We start from the raw sequence: 18,822 nt of genomic DNA, 5'->3' as shown, positions 1-18,822 counted from the left end.
GATGGTGAAAGTCTATGCCCCGGCCTCCAGCGCCAATATGAGCGTTGGATTTGATGTCCTCGGCGCGGCGGTCATGCCGGTTGACGGTACGTTGCTTGGCGACAACGTCTCCGTTGAGGCAGCCAGCAGCTTTAGCCTGCAAAACCTGGGACGTTTTGCCAGTAAACTGCCGCCAGAACCCCGTGAGAACATTGTTTATCAATGCTGGGAGCGTTTTTGCCAGGAGATTGGCAAAACTGTTCCGGTTGCTATGACGCTGGAAAAAAATATGCCCATCGGCTCCGGCCTTGGCTCCAGCGCCTGTTCGGTGGTTGCGGCCCTGGTGGCGATGAATGAGTACTGCGGAAAGCCGCTCAACCAGCACCGGATGCTGGCGTTGATGGGCGAGCTGGAAGGGCGGATCTCTGGCAGCATTCACTATGACAACGTCGCGCCGTGCTATCTCGGTGGGATGCAGTTGATGATTGAGGAATGCGGCATTATCAGCCAGCAGGTGCCAGGCTTTGATGAGTGGCTGTGGGTACTGGCGTATCCGGGGATTAAAGTCTCAACGGCCGAAGCGCGGGCGATTTTACCCGCGCAGTATCGCCGCCAGGACTGTATTGCCCACGGGCGACACCTGGCCGGATTCATTCACGCCTGTTATTCCCGTCAGCCACTGCTGGCGGCGAAACTGATGAAGGACGTGATTGCTGAACCTTATCGCACCAAACTGTTGCCAGGCTTCGGCGAAGCGCGCCAGGCGGTGGCGGAAATTGGTGCTCTTGCCAGCGGTATTTCTGGCTCCGGCCCGACGATGTTTGCTTTGTGTGATAAACCGGAAACCGCGCAGCGCGTGGCAGACTGGCTGAGTAAACACTATCTGCAAAATCAGGAAGGCTTCGTTCATATTTGCCGGCTGGATACGGCGGGCGCTCGAGTAGTGGGATAACCGATGAAACTCTACAATTTAAAAGATCACAATGAGCAGGTCAGCTTTGCGCAGGCCGTTACACAAGGGCTTGGTAAGCAACAAGGGCTGTTCTTCCCGCATGACCTGCCGGAGTTCAATCTGACGGAAATTGACGAGATGCTGAAACAGGATTTCGTCTCCCGCAGTGCCAAAATTCTCTCCGCCTTCATTGGTGATGAAATTCCTCAGGAGCTGATGGAAGAGCGCGTCCGCGCGGCGTTTGCCTTCCCGGCACCGGTGAGCAAAGTTGAAGACGACGTGGGCTGCCTGGAGCTGTTCCATGGTCCGACGCTGGCGTTCAAAGACTTCGGCGGCCGTTTTATGGCTCAGATGCTTACCCACATCAGCGGTGACACGCCGGTGACGATTCTGACCGCCACCTCCGGTGATACTGGTGCTGCCGTGGCGCATGCGTTTTATGGTCTGAAAAACGTTCGCGTGGTGATCCTTTATCCGCGTGGCAAAATCAGCCCGCTGCAGGAGAAGCTGTTCTGTACTCTCGGCGGCAATATTGAAACCGTGGCAATTGATGGTGATTTTGATGCCTGCCAGGCGCTGGTCAAACAGGCCTTCGACGATGAAGAACTCAAAAAGGCGCTGGGGCTGAATTCGGCAAACTCAATCAATATCAGCCGTCTGCTGGCGCAAATATGCTACTACTTTGAGGCGGTGGCGCAGCTGCCGCAGGAAGCTCGCAACCAATTGGTTATCTCGGTACCAAGCGGTAACTTCGGCGACCTGACCGCTGGCCTGCTGGCGAAATCATTAGGTTTACCAGTGAAGCGCTTTATTGCGGCGACCAACGTAAATGACACCGTGCCGCGCTTCCTGAAAGCAGGGGAGTGGAAGCCAAATAAAACCCAGGCCACGCTTTCCAACGCGATGGATGTCAGCCAGCCGAACAACTGGCCGCGCGTAGAGGAGCTGTTCCGCCGTAAAATCTGGCGCCTGAGCGATCTCGGCTATGCGGCGGTGGATGACGAAACCACCAAAGCCACGATGCTTGAACTTCAGCAGATTGGCTACACCTCTGAACCGCATGCGGCGGTGGCGTATCGCGCGCTGCGCGACCAGCTTCATCCTGGCGAATATGGCCTGTTCCTCGGTACAGCGCATCCGGCGAAGTTTAAAGAGAGCGTGGAAGCGATTCTTGGTGAAACGCTGCCGTTACCGCAGGCGCTGGCGGAACGTGCGGATTTACCGCTGCTTTCAGAGAATCTGCCTGCTGATTTCGCCGCGCTGCGTCAGCTGCTGATGAGTAAAGCGTAATTTCTCTGTTTCCTCTTCTTCGGAGGGGGAAACGGGGAGAAATTATGTAGAAATCGTGCAGGAATGCTCATTAAATGCGGGTTCGCAAAGATTAGGATTGCGGACAATAACGAAATGGGTAGTGCTCGGATACGCTTAATCTATCAGCCCACATTGGGCAGTGATGGAGGGCGTTACCTATGTCTGTTATGAAACCTGTTTTCCTTGCGCTATCCATGTTGCTGGTTGCTCCGACCATAGTTGCTCCGGTCATCGTACACGCAGAAGAAATCACCCTGGTGCCTGCAGTGAAACTGCAGATTGGCGATCGCGACGATCGCGGTTACTACTGGGATGGTGGCAACTGGCGCGATCATGACTGGTGGGGCAGACACTACGAATGGCGCGACAATCGCTGGCATCCGCATGATGAATACCGTCATCATGGTCATGGCGATGACAACGATCAGGGCGATCATCACGATCATGGCCACGGCCATGCTTACGGTCACGATCGCGACTAACTTCTTACTCAGGCCTCATCCCGCGGGATGGGGCCTGAACTCAACGCTGTTCGTGGCGTTTAAACACCAGTTCACCTTTCGCTGAGGCTTCTTCATCAAAGAAATAGCCTTCGCCGTCAAATCCTGTCAGCTGCTCCGGCTTCGTCAGGCGATTTTCTATGATATAGCGGCTCATCAGGCCACGTGCTTTTTTGGCGTAGAAGCTGATGACTTTGAACGTGCCGTTTTTCTCATCCAGGAACACCGGCTTAATCAGCTGGCCCTGCAGCTTCTTCGGTTTAACGGATTTGAAATACTCATCTGAGGCGAGGTTAATGATGACGTCGTCACCCTGTGCCTTCAACGCATCGTTGAGCTTGTCGGTGATGGTATCGCCCCAGAAATGGTACAGATCTTTTCCCCGACTGTTTTCCAGACGAATGCCCATCTCCAGGCGGTATGGCTGCATCAGATCCAGCGGGCGCAGTACGCCGTACAGGCCTGAGAGCATGCGCAGATGCTGCTGGGCAAAATCGAAATCTGCCTCGCTGAAGGTTTCAGCCTGCAGTCCGGTATAGACATCGCCTTTAAACGCAAGGATCGCCTGGCGCGCATTATCCGGCGTAAAGTCCGGATGCCAGTCGTGAAAACGGGTGGCGTTGAGATCGGCGAGCTTATCGCTGATGTGCATCAGTTTGCCGATTTGCGGCGCTGACAGCTTACGGGCTTCACGGATAAGCTTTTGCGAGTGATCCAGCAGTTCAGGCTGGGTATAGCGCTGTGTTGCCAGCGGGCTTTGGTAATCGAGCGTTTTTGCAGGTGAAATCAGTATCAGCATATCCAGTCCTTGCAGGAATTTTCCCCAGACTTTAACAAAAAATGGATGTGAAGTGTTCGATGGTTGCTATTGGCGTGACGCATCGTCCCAGCTCTCAGGTGCCAGTTGCTGTTCAATTTCCGGGTAGCGTGCTGGGTCGAAGACCGGTTTTAAACCGAGTCTGCGCTGGCGAAGGTAGTCGCTGGCGATGATTTTGACCACCGGTGAAAGCAGCAGAATAGCCGTCAGGTTGGTTATAGCCATTAACGCCATAATGATATCCGCCATTTGCCAGACGAGCGGTATCGTCAGCATGGTCCCCGCTATCACCATTAGCAGTGTGACGCTGCGTAAGATCCAGACGTTGCGCGGCGTGTGCAGTCGTAAAAAGAACAGATTGTTTTCCGCATAAACGTAGTTGGCAACGATCGAAGTAAAGGCAAACAATAATACGATAAAGGTGACATAACCCGCCCCCCAGCCGCCGGTCAGTGCCGCCATAGCCTGCTGGATGAGGGTGATCCCGCTGCTGCCGCTAAAGGCGGTTTCGTGCCCTGCCAGCAGAACAATCATCGCGCTGGCGCTGCAGATAATAATGGTGTCGGTAAAAACGCCTATCATCTGCACGATGCCCTGGGCCGCCGGATGCGGGGGAGAGGACGCCGCCGCTGCCGCTGCGTTTGGGGTAGAACCCATCCCGGCTTCGTTTGAAAACATGCCGCGCTGGATCCCACTGGTCAGGGCCTGGCTGATGGTGTAGCCCACCGCACCGGCTGCGGCTTCCTGCCAGCCAAAGGCGCTACGGATAATTCCGCTCAGAATGCCCGGGAGTTCGCTCAGGTGGCTAAGACTGATTATCACGCTGGTCGCCACCCACAGGATGGCCATAAATGGCACGATCCACTGCATCAGCCGCGCCACACCGCGCAGTCCGCGCACGATGAACAGCAGCGTCAGGAGCGCCAGAAGCACGCCGGTAGCAAGCTTAGGAATTTGAAATGCGTAATGGGCAGCGTTGGCGACCGAGTTTGCCTGTACGGTATTGAAGATAAGGCCATAGGCGATGAGCAGGAAAACAGAAAACAGCACGCCCATCCAGCGCATGCCAAGACCCCGCGCCATATACCATGCCGGACCACCGCGAAATTGCCCGCTAGCATCACGCTCTTTATAGAGCTGTGCCAGGGAACACTCTGCAAAACTGCTGGCCATGCCGATGATAGCGGAAACCCACATCCAAAAAACCGCACCCGGGCCGCCTGCGGTGATGGCAATCGCGACCCCCGCCAGGTTACCGCTGCCCACGCGCGCGGCGAGGCTGGTACAGAGCGCCTGAAAAGAAGTTAAGCCTCCTTCCTGAGGGCGCAGGCTGCTTTTCAGACTTTTACCAAAGTGACGAATATAACGGAACTGAATATAGCCCGTCCGCCAGGTAAACCAGACTCCGGCACCCAGCAGCAGATAAATCATCACTGAGCCCCAGAGGATTTCATTTATGAAAGATAAAAAATCAGGCATTTAGCATCCTCGAGCCTTTTCTGGCACACCCGTGTAAGCGCTACCATTTTTAAGGATAATCCATTATCGGTGACGATGAGTTTATCATACTCTGCGCTCTTGCACGGTCCCAGGTTGCGCTGACCCAACGTCGTGTTATCATCAGTGAACATTGGTTATATCCCCTTAACAGCTGTTTAAAGAGACACTATCATGACGGATAAATTGACCTCCCTGCGTCAGTACACCACTGTGGTGGCAGACACCGGAGACATCGCGGCAATGAAGCTGTATCAGCCGCAGGATGCTACAACCAACCCTTCACTGATTCTGAACGCCGCGCAGATCCCTGAATACCGTAAACTGATTGACGAAGCGGTTGCATGGGCAAAAGCGCAGAGCAGCGATCGCGCTCAGCAGGTCGTTGATGCGACCGACAAACTGGCGGTGAACATCGGTCTGGAAATCCTGAAACTTATCCCGGGCCGTATCTCTACCGAAGTCGATGCTCGTCTGTCTTATGACACCGACGCCTCTATCGCGAAAGCCAAACGCCTGATCAAACTGTATAACGATGCCGGTATCAGCAACGACCGCATCCTTATCAAACTGGCTTCTACCTGGCAGGGCATCCGTGCCGCTGAGCAGCTGGAAAAAGAAGGCATCAACTGTAACCTGACCCTGCTGTTCTCCTTCGCCCAGGCGCGTGCTTGTGCGGAAGCGGGCGTGTTCCTGATTTCTCCGTTTGTTGGTCGTATCCTCGACTGGTACAAATCCAACACCGATAAGAAAGAGTACGCACCTGCAGAAGATCCGGGCGTGGTGTCAGTGACTGAAATTTATCAGTACTACAAACAGCACGGTTACGAAACTGTGGTGATGGGCGCAAGCTTCCGTAACGTCGGCGAGATCCTTGAGCTGGCCGGTTGTGACCGTCTGACCATCGCTCCGGCGCTGCTGAAAGAGCTGGCAGAAAGCGAAGGCGCTATCGAGCGTAAACTGAGCTACACCGGCGAAGTGAAAGCACGTCCGCAGCGTATTACCGAATCTCAGTTCCTGTGGCAGCACAACCAGGATCCGATGGCAGTAGACAAACTGGCGGACGGTATCCGTAAGTTTGCTATCGACCAGGAAAAACTGGAAAAAATGATCGGCGACCTGCTGTAATCATTACTTGCGTGACCGGGTTCCCGGTCACGCTACCTCTTCTGAAACCTGTCTGTTCCCTTCCTTGCAGTGTATCATTCTGTGTATTCGTCTTTATTTGCACAGGAAAATCATGAATACCTTACGTATTGGCTTAGTTTCTGTTTCCGATCGCGCCTCTGGCGGTGTTTACCAGGACAAAGGCATCCCCGCGCTTGAAGCATGGCTGGAAAGTGCGCTGACCACCCCGTTTGAGGTGCAGACACGGCTTATTCCTGATGAACAGGCAATCATTGAGCAGACGCTGTGTGAACTGGTAGATGAGATGAGCTGCCATCTCGTGCTGACCACCGGCGGTACCGGACCGGCGCGTCGTGACGTTACACCGGATGCAACACTGGCTATCGCCGATCGTGAGATGCCGGGCTTCGGTGAGCAGATGCGTCAGATTAGCCTAAACTTTGTCCCAACGGCGATCCTCTCTCGTCAGGTGGGGGTCATTCGTAAGCAGGCGCTAATTCTCAATCTGCCGGGCCAACCGAAATCGATTCAGGAAACCCTTGAAGGGGTGAAGGATGCTGATGGTAAGGTGCTGGTGGCGGGGATTTTTGCCAGTGTACCGTATTGTATACAGCTTCTTGAAGGCCCGTATGTAGAAACCAACCCGCAGGTGGTAGCAGCTTTTCGCCCGAAAAGCGCACGCCGTGAGACATTATCCTGAATAAGCGGTGTTTGTAACATAACCTGTGCCAGCAGTAGCGTGTTGTGGGTTTTACGGTATAGTCACTTTTTATTTACACTTGCTGTAAACCAAAATAGACGAATGGTCCGCTATGTCACAACACGCACGCCCTCTGAATCGCCAGGATTATAAAACGCTGACGCTCGCCGCCCTCGGCGGCGCGCTGGAATTTTACGACTTCATCATTTTCGTCTTCTTCGCGGCCGTCGTCGGCGAACTTTTCTTTCCGGCTGACATTCCTGAATGGCTACGTCAGGTACAGACTTTCGGCATCTTCGCCGCAGGCTATCTGGCGCGACCGCTTGGCGGCATCATCATGGCGCACTTCGGCGATCTCGTTGGTCGCAAAAAGATGTTCACGCTGAGCATTTTGCTGATGGCGGTCCCGACGCTGGTGATTGGCTTGCTGCCAACCTACGCCTCGGCGGGCCTGGTTGCGCCATTGCTGCTACTTCTGATGCGTATTCTGCAGGGCGCGGCAATTGGCGGAGAAGTGCCGGGAGCGTGGGTGTTTGTTGCTGAACATGTGCCTTTCAGACGCATCGGTATTGCCTGCGGTACGCTGACCGCCGGGCTGACGGTAGGGATCCTGCTGGGTTCTGTTGTGGCAACTCTCATCAATACCAGCATGACGCCGCAGGCTATTCACGATGGCGGATGGCGAATCCCGTTCCTGCTCGGCGGTGCGTTTGGCCTGCTGGCGATGTATCTGCGCCGTTGGCTGCAGGAGACGCCGGTATTCCTCGAGATGCAAAAGCGTAAAGCGCTGGCAGAGGAGCTACCGGTCAAAGCGGTAGTGACAAAACACCGTCAGGCGGTAGTGCTTTCGATGTTGCTGACATGGCTCCTTTCGGCAGGCATTGTGGTGGTGATCCTGATGTCGCCGGTTTGGCTGCAAAAACAGCATGGTATGGCACCCGCGCTGACGCTGCAGGCGAATAGCGTGGCGACTATCATGCTTTGTATCGGTTGTTTGCTGGCGGGAATGTCGGCGGACCGGTTTGGCTCCGGCCCTACGCTGATTGTCGGTTCATTGTTGCTGGCAGGTACCAGTTGGGCGTTCTACCATCTGGTGGGTATGCATCCGGAACAGTTAGTGTTGCTCTACGGTCTGGTTGGGTTGTGCGTCGGCGTAGTCGGGGCCGTTCCATATGTTATGGTTCGGGCCTTTCCGGCGGAAGTTCGTTTTAGCGGAATCTCTTTTTCTTACAATCTCTCCTACGCCATTTTTGGCGGCCTGACACCGATTGTCGTGACGGTAATGATGGGCGTGTCGCCGCTGGCACCGTCCTGGTATGTACTGGCGCTTTCGCTAATGGGGCTGGGGATTGGGGTCTGGCTGCAGTGGGAAGGGAAAGGTGAAATTGGCCCGGCGCGTGAGACGCCACCGGGCACAACGGCAGATTAGTGCGCTTCGCCGATCGGCAGTACGGTACGACCGTACTGCTCGTTCAGCACTTCGCCCATCGCCAGGTAGATTGCGCTGGCGCCACAGATAACGCCAATCCAGCCTGCAACCACGATAATGCCCGGGTTGTCAGCCAGGTGGCCAATGGCCAGCAGAGCAAACAGAACGGTCAGGCTCAGGAACACGAACTGCAGCATACGCGCGCCTTTCAGTGTGCCGAAGAACATGAACAGCGTGAAGACGCCCCACAGACCCAGATAAACGCCCAGGAAGTGCGCGTTTGCCGCTTCGGTCAGACCCATTTTCGGCATCAGCAGAATAGCGACCAGAGTCAGCCAGAAAGAGCCGTAAGAGGTAAAGGCGGTTAAACCAAAGGTATTGCCTTTTTTATATTCCAGCAGTCCCGCGAAGATTTGCGCGATACCGCCGTAAAAAATGCCCATTGCCAGGATAATGCCATCCATCGGGAAAAGCCCAATGTTGTGCAGGTTCAGCAGGATGGTAGTCATCCCGAAACCCATCAGACCCAGCGGAGCCGGATTAGCCAACTTAGTGTTGCCCATAATTCCTCAAAATCATCATTTAAATGGTGAAGTGTAAATACCCTGTGCCAATCCTCTGGTAGCAGGGCGCGGCATCATAATAAGGTGCTGGTGGCGTGTCTATGATCTGAGAGGGTTGAATTAAAAATTTTTTACTTTGCCCCTTGATGCGCAGCGATGCGACCCCATTTAGTACTCAACCGCAGTGGTGAGCCTGAAAAAAAACGATTCAGGGAGCTTGAAACGACACGTTTCGCCCCTATTACAGGTTCACAACCACATGTTGATCGAATTTATAGTGGAGACGTTTAGATGGGTAAAATTATTGGTATCGACCTGGGTACTACCAACTCTTGTGTAGCGATTATGGATGGCACTACCGCGCGCGTGCTTGAGAACGCCGAGGGCGATCGCACCACGCCTTCTATCATTGCTTATACCCAGGATGGTGAAACTCTGGTTGGTCAGCCGGCTAAACGTCAGGCAGTGACGAACCCGCAAAATACGCTGTTCGCAATCAAACGCCTGATTGGCCGTCGCTTCCAGGACGAAGAAGTTCAGCGTGATGTTTCCATCATGCCGTACAAAATCGTTGCTGCTGATAACGGTGACGCATGGCTTGATGTGAAAGGCACCAAAACTGCACCGCCGCAGATCTCTGCTGAAGTGCTGAAGAAAATGAAGAAAACCGCGGAAGATTACCTGGGTGAGCCGGTAACTGAAGCTGTTATCACCGTACCTGCATACTTCAACGATGCTCAGCGTCAGGCAACGAAAGATGCTGGCCGTATCGCAGGTCTGGAAGTTAAGCGTATCATCAACGAACCGACCGCAGCAGCACTGGCTTACGGTCTGGATAAAGAAGTCGGTAACCGTACTATCGCGGTTTACGACCTGGGTGGTGGTACCTTCGATATCTCTATTATCGAAATCGACGAAGTCGACGGCGAAAAAACCTTCGAAGTACTGGCAACCAACGGTGATACCCACCTGGGTGGTGAAGACTTCGATACTCGCCTGATCAACTACCTCGTTGACGAGTTCAAGAAAGATCAGGGCATTGACCTGCGTAATGACCCGCTGGCGATGCAGCGTCTGAAAGAAGCCGCTGAGAAAGCGAAGATTGAACTGTCTTCTGCTCAGCAGACCGACGTTAACCTGCCGTACATCACTGCAGATGCGACCGGTCCGAAACACATGAACATCAAAGTGACTCGTGCGAAACTGGAAAGCCTGGTTGAAGACCTGGTGAACCGTTCCATCGAGCCGCTGAAAGTTGCGCTGCAGGATGCTGGCCTGTCCGTGTCCGATATCCAGGACGTTATCCTGGTCGGTGGTCAGACTCGTATGCCGATGGTGCAGAAGAAAGTTGCTGAGTTCTTCGGTAAAGAACCGCGTAAAGACGTTAACCCGGACGAAGCCGTGGCTATCGGTGCTGCCGTTCAGGGTGGTGTACTGACAGGTGAAGTTAAAGACGTTCTGTTGCTGGACGTTACTCCGCTGTCTCTGGGTATTGAAACCATGGGCGGTGTGATGACGGCGCTCATCAACAAAAACACCACCATCCCGACCAAGCACAGCCAGGTGTTCTCAACCGCTGAGGATAACCAGTCTGCGGTAACTATCCACGTGATTCAGGGTGAGCGTAAACGTGCATCCGATAACAAATCACTGGGTCAGTTCAACCTGGATGGTATTAACCCGGCACCGCGCGGCATGCCGCAGATCGAAGTCACCTTCGATATCGATGCTGACGGTATTCTGCACGTTTCCGCGAAAGACAAAAACAGCGGTAAAGAGCAGAAAATCACCATCAAGGCCTCTTCTGGTCTGAACGAAGAAGAGATCCAGAAAATGGTTCGCGAAGCGGAAGCTAACGCCGAGTCTGACCGTAAGTTCGAAGAACTGGTTCAGACCCGCAACCAGGGTGACCATCTGCTGCACAGCACTCGTAAGCAGGTTGAAGAAGCCGGTGACAAACTGCCAGCTGAAGACAAAACGGCTATCGAGTCTGCGCTGACTGCACTGGAAGCGTCCCTGAAAGGCGAAGACAAAGCAGACATCGAAGCGAAAATGCAGGCGCTGGCGCAAGCTTCCCAGAAACTGCTGGAAATCGCTCAGCAGCAGCACGCTCAGCAGCAGGCTGGCGGGGCTGACGCTTCCGCGAGCAATGCGAAAGACGACGATGTTGTTGACGCAGAGTTCGAAGAAGTGAAAGACAAAAAATAATCGCCCTTTGAACGGGTAATTACTGGCACGGGCGAAGAGGTTTCCTCTCCGCCCGTGCTCGCATGTTAAGGGCATTGAAAAAAGATGGCTAAGAGAGACTATTACGAGATTTTAGGCGTTTCCAAAACAGCGGAAGAGCGTGAAATCAAAAAGGCCTACAAGCGCCTGGCCATGAAATATCACCCGGACCGTAACCAGGGTGATAAAGAAGCCGAAGCCAAATTTAAAGAAATTAAAGAAGCCTACGAGATCCTGACCGACTCTCAGAAACGTGCGGCGTACGATCAGTATGGCCACGCTGCCTTTGAACAGGGTGGCATGGGCGGCGGTGGATTCGGTGGCGGCTTTGGCGGTGGCGGTGCTGATTTCAGCGACATCTTCGGCGATGTGTTTGGTGATATCTTTGGTGGCGGTCGTGGTCGTCAGCGTGCAGCGCGAGGCGCTGATCTGCGCTACAACATGGACCTGACGCTGGAAGAAGCCGTTCGCGGCGTGACCAAAGAAATTCGTATTCCGACCCTCGAAGAGTGCGACGTGTGCCATGGCAACGGCGCAAAACCGGGTACCCAACCGCAAACCTGCCCAACCTGTCACGGTTCCGGCCAGGTACAGATGCGTCAGGGCTTCTTCGCGGTGCAGCAGACCTGTCCGCACTGTCAGGGTCGCGGTACGCTGATTAAAGATCCGTGCAACAAGTGCCACGGGCACGGTCGCGTGGAAAAATCTAAAACGCTGTCGGTTAAAATTCCGGCGGGTGTGGATACCGGCGATCGCATTCGTCTGTCTGGTGAAGGCGAAGCGGGCGAGCATGGTGCACCGGCAGGCGATCTGTACGTTCAGGTTCAGGTGAAGCAGCATGCTATCTTTGAGCGTGAAGGCAACAACCTGTACTGTGAAGTCCCGATCAACTTCGCTATGGCTGCGCTGGGCGGTGAGATTGAAGTGCCGACGCTGGATGGCCGCGTTAACCTGAAGGTGCCGGGCGAAACCCAGACGGGTAAACTGTTCCGCATGCGCGGTAAAGGCGTGAAATCCGTTCGTGGCGGTGCGCAGGGCGATCTGCTGTGCCGTGTCGTCGTCGAGACGCCTGTCGGACTGAACGACAAGCAAAAACAGTTGCTGAAGGAATTGCAGGAAAGCTTTGGTGGCCCGACGGGTGAGAAAAACAGCCCGCGCTCCAAGAGCTTCTTTGACGGCGTGAAGAAGTTTTTTGACGACCTGACGCGTTAATCATTTCAGCAGGCTTCAAACAAAACCCGGAGGATGATACTTCCGGGTTTTTTTATGCTGCTTTTCTCTCCGGGCCCTTACAGTATCCGCGTTACCAGCGGAATAGTTTGCACATCAGGGCTGAGAGGAACGAACTTTTAGGTCCCCCGATTTTCTGTTCTGATGTTGATGGGTTGGTGTTTGCTGGAAGAATGTCGATGTCATCGTTAATCCGAACACCCTGGCGAGGGATGGTTATCATAAAGTTCTCAATACCCACCTCACGAAGGTCTTTACGTAAAAGATAAAGGAGCTGCGTTAAGTTAGCATCGCTGACAAATTGCCCGCGCTCTCCCCATAACGCGGTAGTAATATCTGTTTTGTCGATAATGCTTTTACTTCTCGTGGTAATAAAAAAACTCAGGCACCGGGCACGCATTGGTGTCATCTTTATCCTTCTCGCACTATCCTTGTTTTCTATTTCTAAATTGTTCTCGTCGAAAATACAGTTAGTGTTTATTACGTAGCAGCTCATGTTAGTTTTTCCTGATTGACTCTGATGTCACTCATTATGCTGATAGCAACTTTGCACATTGACTCTTTTGTAGTCGACTTTGTTTATTTTGAGGTGAAGTGATTTTATTGGTTTCGACGATTGCTTTATTAATCTGATTTTTATGGGTTTTGTTTTTGTGATGAGAAAGATCTCATTCTGTGTTTTTAGCTTGTTTTAAGGTGGATTTAAGCGTGATTAAATTTATGAAATGTTGGATCGCTCTTTGGTAAGTATAAGGATGAATTATGATGGATAATGATTACCTTATTTTTACTCGTTATGGAAATATTTCCCCACAGCAAAACGCTGTCAAAAATTAACCTGTGAGGAAATATATTATGTCTACCAGTAAACTGATTAAAGCCGATAGCCTGACGGAAAAAAGCAATGCTGCCGATGGGTTTAAACCTGCTACCGAAACAGAAAAATACAGCTATACCTCTGCTCGTGTAGCCGCTCCGGTGTATAACAAATATCGTAAAGCCAACAAGCCTAAAGTATTCGGGTACTACACCGACTGGTCTCAATATGACGGTCGCCTGCAGGGCCAGGACTCACCTGAGAGCCGCGGCCGTGGTTATGATCTTGCTCATGTCGACCCTACTGCATACGACAAAATCATTTTTGGCTTTATTGGCATCGTTGGCGATCAAGGTGAAAAACAGTTCACCATCAATAATGCCGCGACTCAGACCGGTAAAGTGACTGGCGAACCGACCTTCCTCGACCCATGGGGTGATTTCCAGTCTTACGTTAACTGCAACCAGGAAACCAGCGGTTGGGATGTAGACCCGAAAACAGTAACGGAATCTACGACTCATGGTCTGCTGGGCGGCCTGCGTGACCTGCAGGCAAAAGCAAAATCTATGGATCATGAGCTGGCGCTTTCAATGAGCATTGGCGGCTGGACCATGAGTAATGGCTTCCACGAGATGGCGAAAACCGAAGCCACTCGTAAAGTATTTGCAGCAGGTGTCGTAAAACTGTTTAAACAATTCCCTATGTTTAGCGAAGTCGATATCGACTGGGAATACCCGAACAACGCGGGGAACGGGAATCCGCACGGCGTGGAAGATGGTGAAAACTATGCTCTGCTGATCAAAGAGCTGAAAACTCAGCTCAATGCAGCAGGTCGTGGTGATGTAAAAGTCTCTATCGCAAGCTCTGCTGTTGTGGAAGTACTCGGGTATTCCAACGTCAAAGCACTGCTGGATGCAGGTTTGTATGCCATCAACGTGATGACTTACGACTTCTTCGGTACTCCGTGGGCGGCGGAACTGACTCACCATACCAACCTGACACCGCTGGCGGAAGGTAGCTGGAGCGTTGAAGCCGTTGTTGATTATCTGATTGCGGAAGGTTTCCCATCCGATCGTATTAACATTGGTTATGCTGGTTATACCCGTAATGCGCGTAACGCTGAAGTTGAAAGTGTTTCACCGCTGAAAGGTAGCTACAACCCAGGTCAGGGGACCACCACCGGTTCCTTCGAGTCCGGCTGTACTGAATGGTATGACACCATTTATAACTATCTGGATCTGGAGAACCAGTCTGGTCGTAACGGTTTTAATGTTTATACCGATACCGTGGCCGATGCTGATTTCCTGTATAACCCGCAATCTAAACTGTTCATGTCTCTTGATACCCCACGTTCAGTGAAGGCTAAAGGCGAGTACGCGGCTAAGCATAATCTGGGCGGCCTGTTTACCTGGACCATCGACCAGGATAACGGTGTTCTGCTGAACGCCGCACGTGAAGGCCTGGGCTACGAAGTTCAGACTCAGGTTGTCGATATGGCACCGTTCTATTTCTCTGGGATGACTGCTATTGATGGCGTGGTTCCTGATGATGAGACTTCTGTTGACCCACAGCCGGAACCGACTCCTGATGATACTGATGTCGAGCCGCAGCCAGAGCCGACTCCGGACGAAGGTGAAACTTCAGGCGATACCTGGGATGCCACAGCAACCTATATGGAAAATGACCTGGTTATCTGGAAAGGTCATCAATATAAAGCAGGATGGTGGACCGTTGGCGATCAGCCAGACCTGAACTGCGGTGTAGGCCAGCCGTGGAACGATCTGGGTGCAATCTGATCGTTATCTGTAAAAAAATCAAAGACGCTCAATAGAGCGTCTTTTCGTTTTTATCGAATCAAAATGCAGATATAAGCTACTTTTCCCGAGTTAATATCATAGATAATATGGCTATCATTCTGTTTTATCGAAGTGAATCGGGATTTGATAATGAAAAATCTACATCGTTTTTTCAGCAGTGATGCCGCAGGGGGCATCATCCTCATTATTGCTGCGGCGCTGGCGATGCTGCTTGCCAATACCGGAGCGACCAGCGGCATTTACCACGCATTTCTGGAAACCCCCGTGCAGCTACGGGTGGGCGCTCTGGAAATCAACAAAAACATGCTGTTGTGGATAAACGACGCGCTGATGGCAATCTTTTTCCTGCTCATCGGGCTCGAAGTGAAGCGCGAGCTAATTCAGGGATCGCTTGCCAGCCGTCGTCAGGCGGTATTCCCGGTGATTGCTGCACTGGGGGGAATGGTGGTTCCGGCGCTGGTCTACCTGGCGTTTAACGCCCAGGATCCAGTGGCACGCGAAGGATGGGCAATTCCAGCGGCGACCGACATTGCCTTTGCGCTCGGTGTGCTGGCACTGCTCGGTAGCCGTATTCCCGCAGCGTTAAAAATCTTCCTGATGGCGTTGGCGATCATCGACGATCTGGGAGCCATCGTGATTATCGCGCTGTTCTACACCAACGATCTGTCGCTGCTCTCACTGGGGGTAGCCGCTGCTGCGATTGTGGTGCTGATCGGCCTGAATCTGTGCGGTGTCCGCCGGACGGGTATCTATATTCTGGTGGGAGCCATCCTGTGGACGGCAGTGCTAAAATCAGGAGTTCACGCGACGCTTGCGGGTGTTATCGTCGGGTTCCTGATCCCACTCAAGGAGAAGGAGGGGAAATCACCGGCGAAGCAGCTTGAGCACGTTCTGCACCCGTGGGTGGCGTTCCTTATTCTGCCGCTGTTTGCGTTTGCCAATGCCGGCGTTTCTTTGGGAGGCGTCACGCTTGAAGGGCTGACCTCGCTGCTACCGCTTGGCATCATTGCCGGTCTGTTCATTGGTAAGCCGCTCGGGATTAGCTTGTTCTGCTGGCTGGCGTTGAAGCTGAAGTGGGCGCATCTGCCGGAAGGGACAACTTGCAAGCAGATTATGTCCGTGGGTGTACTGTGTGGAATCGGCTTCACCATGTCGATATTCATTGCCAGCCTGGCATTCGGCAACGTTGATCCCGCGCTCATTAACTGGGCAAAGCTTGGGATCCTGATTGGCTCTGTCCTGTCAGCCGTTGTCGGTTACACCCTGCTGCGCATGCAGATGCGTGGTTCGCAGGATTCAACAGAGTGAACAGCGAAGCGCCCTACGGGGTGCTTTTAAGACATATCAGGGAGTGAAAAACATGTCTCATATGAACTACAACCATCTGTACTACTTCTGGCACGTCTATAAAGAGGGATCGGTTGTCGGCGCGGCAGAAGCACTTTACTTAACGCCACAAACGATTACCGGGCAGATCAAGGCGCTGGAGGAGAGGCTACAGGGCAAGCTGTTCAAACGTAAGGGCAGGGGGCTTGAGCCGAGCGAGCTCGGTGAGCTGGTGTTTCGCTATGCCGATAAGATGTTCACCCTGAGCCAGGAGATGCTCGATATCGTCAACTACCGCAAAGAAGCGAATCTGCTGTTTGATGTGGGCGTGGCGGATGCGTTGTCGAAACGCCTGGTGAGTGGCGTACTGGACGCCGCGGTTGTCGAAGATGAGCAAATTCATCTACGCTGCTTTGAATCCACTCACGAGATGCTGCTTGAACAGCTCAGCCAGCATAAGCTGGATATTATTATCTCTGACTGCCCGATTGATTCTACCCAACAGGAAGGTCTGTTTTCGGTCAAAATTGGTGAATGTGGCATCAGCTTCTGGTGTATGAACCCGCCGCCGGAAAAACCTTTCCCGGCCTGCCTCGAGGAACGTCGCCTGCTGATCCCAGGCCGTCGCTCTATGCTCGGGCGCAAACTGCTGAACTGGTTTAACTCGCAGGGGCTTAAGGTTGAGATTCTGGGGGAGTTTGATGATGCGGCGCTGATGAAGGCGTTTGGTGCGGCACACAATGCCATCTTTGTGGCACCAACGCTTTATGCGCAGGCTCTCTACGCCGATGAGAACATCATCGAGATTGGGCGCATGGATACGGTGATGGAGGAGTATCACGCAATCTTTGCCGAGCGGATGATCCAGCACCCGGCGGTTCAGCGTATCTGCAATCAGGATTACTCTGCGCTGTTTGCACTTCCTGAACGCTAAACGACAGACATAAAAAAACCCGCGTTAGCGGGCTTTTTTTCAAAGCGGATAACAAGCGGGCGATTAAGCCAGTTTGTTGATCTGAGCAATCAGGTTCGCCTTATGACGAGCCGCTTTGTTTTTGTGGATCAGACCTTTAGCAGCCTGACGGTCCACGATTGGTTGCATTGCATCGAATGCGTTCTGTGCTGCAGCTTTGTCGCCAGCTTCGATAGCTGCGTATACTTTCTTGATGAAAGTACGCATCATAGAGCGACGGCTAGCGTTGTGTTTGCGAGCCTTTTCAGACTGAACGGCGCGCTTCTTAGCTGATTTGATATTAGCCAAGGTCCAACTCCCAAATATGTTCTATATGGACAATTCAAAGGCCGAGGAATATGCCCTTTTAGCCTTCTTTTGTCAATGGATTTGTGCAAATAAGCGCCGTTAATGTGACAACGCTTGATTACGTAGTGATGGCGCAGGATTCTAACAGCTTGCGCCTGGCGAATACAGCTTTTCCGGCACAAAAATCGCATAACAACCGCAGTTTTTCTCACCGTGAATGGCAAGGTTGATGAAATCCTTATCTCTTTCTGTTGCGGAGTGCAATCGCGGGTTAACGTGAACTGCGGTACAAGGTATACTCGGACGATTTTCACTGTTTTGAGCCAGACATGAAGCTGATACGCGGCATACATAATCTCAGCCAGGCCCCACAGGGCTGTGTGTTGACCATTGGTAATTTCGACGGCGTGCATCGTGGGCATCAGGCGCTTTTGCAGCGCTTGCGCACGGAAGGCCAGAAACGTGGTTTACCTGTCGTCGTGATGATATTCGAACCGCAGCCGCTCGAGCTTTTTGCCGCTGATAAAGCCCCTGCAAGACTCACGCGCCTGCGAGAAAAACTGCGCTATCTGGCTGAAAGTCATGTGGATTACGTGCTCTGTGTCCGTTTCGACCGACGCTTCGCGGCGCTGACTGCGCAAGCCTTTATTAGCGATCTACTGGTTAAACGTCTTGGCGTGCAGTATCTCGCGGTAGGGGATGATTTCCGCTTTGGCGCTGGTCGTCAGGGGGATTTCTTGTTATTACAGAAAGCCGGGGCCGAATACGGTTTCGACGTCACCAGCACCCACACGTTTTGCGATGGTGGTATGCGCATCAGTAGCACTGCGGTGCGCGAGGCGCTGGCGGCGGATGATCTGCAGCAGGCTGAAAAGCTGCTGGGGCATCCTTTCACGATTTCTGGTCGCGTGGTACACGGCGATGAGCTGGGTCGTACCATCGGCTTCCCGACGGCGAACTTACCGCTGCGTCGTCAGGTTTCCCCGGTTAAAGGGGTCTATGCGGTTGAAGTGGCAGGGCTGGGCGACACGCTGCTGCCGGGCGTGGCAAACATCGGTACCCGACCAACGGTGTCCGGCGTGCGCCAACAGCTCGAAGTCCACCTGCTGGACGTTGTAATGGACCTCTATGGTCGCCATATAGATGTCATACTGCGTAAAAAAATACGCAACGAGCAGCGATTCGCGTCGCTGGATGAATTAAAGGCGCAAATCGCGCGAGATGAATTAACAGCCCGCGAATGCTTTGGGCTATCAAACCCGGCTTAAA

At 53.0% G+C, this 18,822-nt stretch carries 17 protein-coding genes; 12 read left to right on the top strand and 5 right to left on the bottom strand.

Features of this window, described 5'->3' with window-relative positions; translation table 11 throughout:
- The first annotated feature begins 1 nt into the window (after nucleotide 1).
- The 3 genes from thrB (at nucleotide 2) to GYRE_RS00950 (ending at nucleotide 2,724) form a co-directional block, all read left to right on the top strand.
- Nucleotides 2-931, top strand: a complete 930-nt coding sequence (gene thrB, locus GYRE_RS00960; RefSeq protein WP_038252246.1) for a homoserine kinase — start codon at nucleotides 2-4, stop codon at nucleotides 929-931.
- A gap of 3 nt (nucleotides 932-934) precedes the next feature.
- Nucleotides 935-2,221 (top strand): threonine synthase, encoded by a 1,287-nt coding sequence (thrC, locus tag GYRE_RS00955; RefSeq protein ID WP_038252245.1) that lies wholly within the window; start codon nucleotides 935-937, stop codon nucleotides 2,219-2,221.
- 179 nt (nucleotides 2,222-2,400) lie between these two features.
- The gene (locus tag GYRE_RS00950; protein ID WP_006817062.1) at nucleotides 2,401-2,724 is read left to right on the top strand and encodes a DUF2502 domain-containing protein; all 324 of its coding nucleotides are present in this window, start codon (nucleotides 2,401-2,403) and stop codon (nucleotides 2,722-2,724) included.
- 40 nt (nucleotides 2,725-2,764) lie between these two features.
- Here the strand turns inward: GYRE_RS00950 and yaaA are convergent, their stop codons facing one another.
- Together yaaA and GYRE_RS00940 are read right to left on the bottom strand one after the other, a co-directional pair.
- Nucleotides 2,765-3,541 (bottom strand): peroxide stress protein YaaA, encoded by a 777-nt coding sequence (gene yaaA, locus GYRE_RS00945; protein WP_038252243.1) that lies wholly within the window; start codon nucleotides 3,539-3,541, stop codon nucleotides 2,765-2,767.
- A 66-nt stretch (nucleotides 3,542-3,607) separates the two neighbouring features.
- Complete coding sequence (locus GYRE_RS00940; RefSeq protein WP_038252235.1) at nucleotides 3,608-5,038, bottom strand: alanine/glycine:cation symporter family protein; 1,431 nt, start codon at nucleotides 5,036-5,038, stop codon at nucleotides 3,608-3,610.
- A 192-nt stretch (nucleotides 5,039-5,230) separates the two neighbouring features.
- Between GYRE_RS00940 and tal the strand changes: the two genes are divergently transcribed.
- From tal to GYRE_RS00925, 3 genes are all read left to right on the top strand, one after another.
- Nucleotides 5,231-6,184, top strand: a complete 954-nt coding sequence (gene tal / locus GYRE_RS00935) for a transaldolase (protein ID WP_038252234.1) — start codon at nucleotides 5,231-5,233, stop codon at nucleotides 6,182-6,184.
- A 112-nt stretch (nucleotides 6,185-6,296) separates the two neighbouring features.
- On the top strand, nucleotides 6,297-6,884 hold the full coding sequence (gene mog / locus GYRE_RS00930; RefSeq protein WP_006817067.1) for a molybdopterin adenylyltransferase: 588 nt from the start codon (nucleotides 6,297-6,299) through the stop codon (nucleotides 6,882-6,884).
- Nucleotides 6,885-6,996: 112 nt separating this feature from the next.
- Entirely contained in the window at nucleotides 6,997-8,313 is a 1,317-nt protein-coding gene (locus GYRE_RS00925) for an MFS transporter (RefSeq protein ID WP_006817068.1), read from the top strand.
- Here the strand turns inward: GYRE_RS00925 and satP are convergent.
- Nucleotides 8,310-8,876, bottom strand: coding sequence for an acetate uptake transporter (gene satP / locus GYRE_RS00920; RefSeq protein ID WP_006817069.1), 567 nt, complete (start codon nucleotides 8,874-8,876; stop codon nucleotides 8,310-8,312). The two genes, GYRE_RS00925 and satP, sit on opposite strands and share 4 nt — an antisense overlap.
- A 291-nt stretch (nucleotides 8,877-9,167) precedes the next feature.
- Between satP and dnaK the strand changes: the two genes are divergently transcribed.
- Both dnaK and dnaJ read left to right on the top strand, forming a co-directional pair.
- Entirely contained in the window at nucleotides 9,168-11,084 is a 1,917-nt protein-coding gene (gene dnaK, locus GYRE_RS00915; RefSeq protein ID WP_006817070.1) for a molecular chaperone DnaK, read from the top strand.
- 84 nt (nucleotides 11,085-11,168) lie between these two features.
- A complete protein-coding gene (gene dnaJ, locus GYRE_RS00910; RefSeq protein ID WP_006817071.1) occupies nucleotides 11,169-12,314 on the top strand; it encodes a molecular chaperone DnaJ in 1,146 nt (381 codons plus the stop codon).
- Nucleotides 12,315-12,405: 91 nt separating this feature from the next.
- Here dnaJ and GYRE_RS00905 read toward each other — a convergent pair whose 3' ends face one another.
- Nucleotides 12,406-12,828: a winged helix-turn-helix domain-containing protein gene (locus GYRE_RS00905; RefSeq protein WP_038252232.1), complete on the bottom strand. Its 423-nt coding sequence runs from the start codon at nucleotides 12,826-12,828 to the stop codon at nucleotides 12,406-12,408.
- A gap of 359 nt (nucleotides 12,829-13,187) precedes the next feature.
- On the opposite strand from GYRE_RS00905, the gene GYRE_RS00900 reads away from it, so the two are divergent.
- From GYRE_RS00900 to nhaR, 3 genes are all read left to right on the top strand, one after another.
- Nucleotides 13,188-14,945, top strand: coding sequence for a glycoside hydrolase family 18 protein (locus GYRE_RS00900; protein ID WP_038252231.1), 1,758 nt, complete (start codon nucleotides 13,188-13,190; stop codon nucleotides 14,943-14,945).
- Nucleotides 14,946-15,095: 150 nt separating this feature from the next.
- Complete coding sequence (nhaA, locus tag GYRE_RS00895) at nucleotides 15,096-16,274, top strand: Na+/H+ antiporter NhaA (protein ID WP_038252228.1); 1,179 nt, start codon at nucleotides 15,096-15,098, stop codon at nucleotides 16,272-16,274.
- A gap of 52 nt (nucleotides 16,275-16,326) precedes the next feature.
- Entirely contained in the window at nucleotides 16,327-17,226 is a 900-nt protein-coding gene (gene nhaR, locus GYRE_RS00890; protein ID WP_038252227.1) for a transcriptional activator NhaR, read from the top strand.
- Between the two features lie 63 nt (nucleotides 17,227-17,289).
- Here the strand turns inward: nhaR and rpsT are convergent, their stop codons facing one another.
- Nucleotides 17,290-17,553 carry a 30S ribosomal protein S20 gene (gene rpsT / locus GYRE_RS00885; RefSeq protein ID WP_038252226.1) on the bottom strand — a complete coding sequence of 88 codons (264 nt, stop codon included), beginning with the start codon at nucleotides 17,551-17,553 and terminating at the stop codon, nucleotides 17,290-17,292.
- 329 nt (nucleotides 17,554-17,882) lie between these two features.
- On the opposite strand from rpsT, the gene ribF reads away from it, so the two are divergent.
- Nucleotides 17,883-18,821: a bifunctional riboflavin kinase/FAD synthetase gene (gene ribF, locus GYRE_RS00880; protein ID WP_038252221.1), complete on the top strand. Its 939-nt coding sequence runs from the start codon at nucleotides 17,883-17,885 to the stop codon at nucleotides 18,819-18,821.
- The last annotated feature ends 1 nt before the right edge of the window (nucleotide 18,822 follow it).

Source organism: Yokenella regensburgei ATCC 49455, from assembly GCF_000735455.1.
GTDB classification, from domain to species: Bacteria; Pseudomonadota; Gammaproteobacteria; order Enterobacterales; family Enterobacteriaceae; genus Yokenella; species Yokenella regensburgei.
The sequence above is the reverse complement of the archived record's forward strand: the minus strand, read 5'-3'. Positions and strand labels throughout refer to the sequence as shown.

Bases quoted from the DNA above. Each gene is read 5' to 3' on its own strand.
- thrB (WP_038252246.1), top strand. From the start codon at position 2: ATGGTGAAAGTCTATGCCCCGGCCTCCAGCGCCAATATGAGCGTTGGA.
- thrC (WP_038252245.1), top strand. From the start codon at position 935: ATGAAACTCTACAATTTAAAAGATCACAATGAGCAGGTCAGCTTTGCG.
- GYRE_RS00950 (WP_006817062.1), top strand. From the start codon at position 2,401: ATGTCTGTTATGAAACCTGTTTTCCTTGCGCTATCCATGTTGCTGGTT.
- yaaA (WP_038252243.1), bottom strand. From the start codon at position 3,541: ATGCTGATACTGATTTCACCTGCAAAAACGCTCGATTACCAAAGCCCG.
- GYRE_RS00940 (WP_038252235.1), bottom strand. From the start codon at position 5,038: ATGCCTGATTTTTTATCTTTCATAAATGAAATCCTCTGGGGCTCAGTG.
- tal (WP_038252234.1), top strand. From the start codon at position 5,231: ATGACGGATAAATTGACCTCCCTGCGTCAGTACACCACTGTGGTGGCA.
- mog (WP_006817067.1), top strand. From the start codon at position 6,297: ATGAATACCTTACGTATTGGCTTAGTTTCTGTTTCCGATCGCGCCTCT.
- GYRE_RS00925 (WP_006817068.1), top strand. From the start codon at position 6,997: ATGTCACAACACGCACGCCCTCTGAATCGCCAGGATTATAAAACGCTG.
- satP (WP_006817069.1), bottom strand. From the start codon at position 8,876: ATGGGCAACACTAAGTTGGCTAATCCGGCTCCGCTGGGTCTGATGGGT.
- dnaK (WP_006817070.1), top strand. From the start codon at position 9,168: ATGGGTAAAATTATTGGTATCGACCTGGGTACTACCAACTCTTGTGTA.
- dnaJ (WP_006817071.1), top strand. From the start codon at position 11,169: ATGGCTAAGAGAGACTATTACGAGATTTTAGGCGTTTCCAAAACAGCG.
- GYRE_RS00905 (WP_038252232.1), bottom strand. From the start codon at position 12,828: ATGAGCTGCTACGTAATAAACACTAACTGTATTTTCGACGAGAACAAT.
- GYRE_RS00900 (WP_038252231.1), top strand. From the start codon at position 13,188: ATGTCTACCAGTAAACTGATTAAAGCCGATAGCCTGACGGAAAAAAGC.
- nhaA (WP_038252228.1), top strand. From the start codon at position 15,096: ATGAAAAATCTACATCGTTTTTTCAGCAGTGATGCCGCAGGGGGCATC.
- nhaR (WP_038252227.1), top strand. From the start codon at position 16,327: ATGTCTCATATGAACTACAACCATCTGTACTACTTCTGGCACGTCTAT.
- ribF (WP_038252221.1), top strand. From the start codon at position 17,883: ATGAAGCTGATACGCGGCATACATAATCTCAGCCAGGCCCCACAGGGC.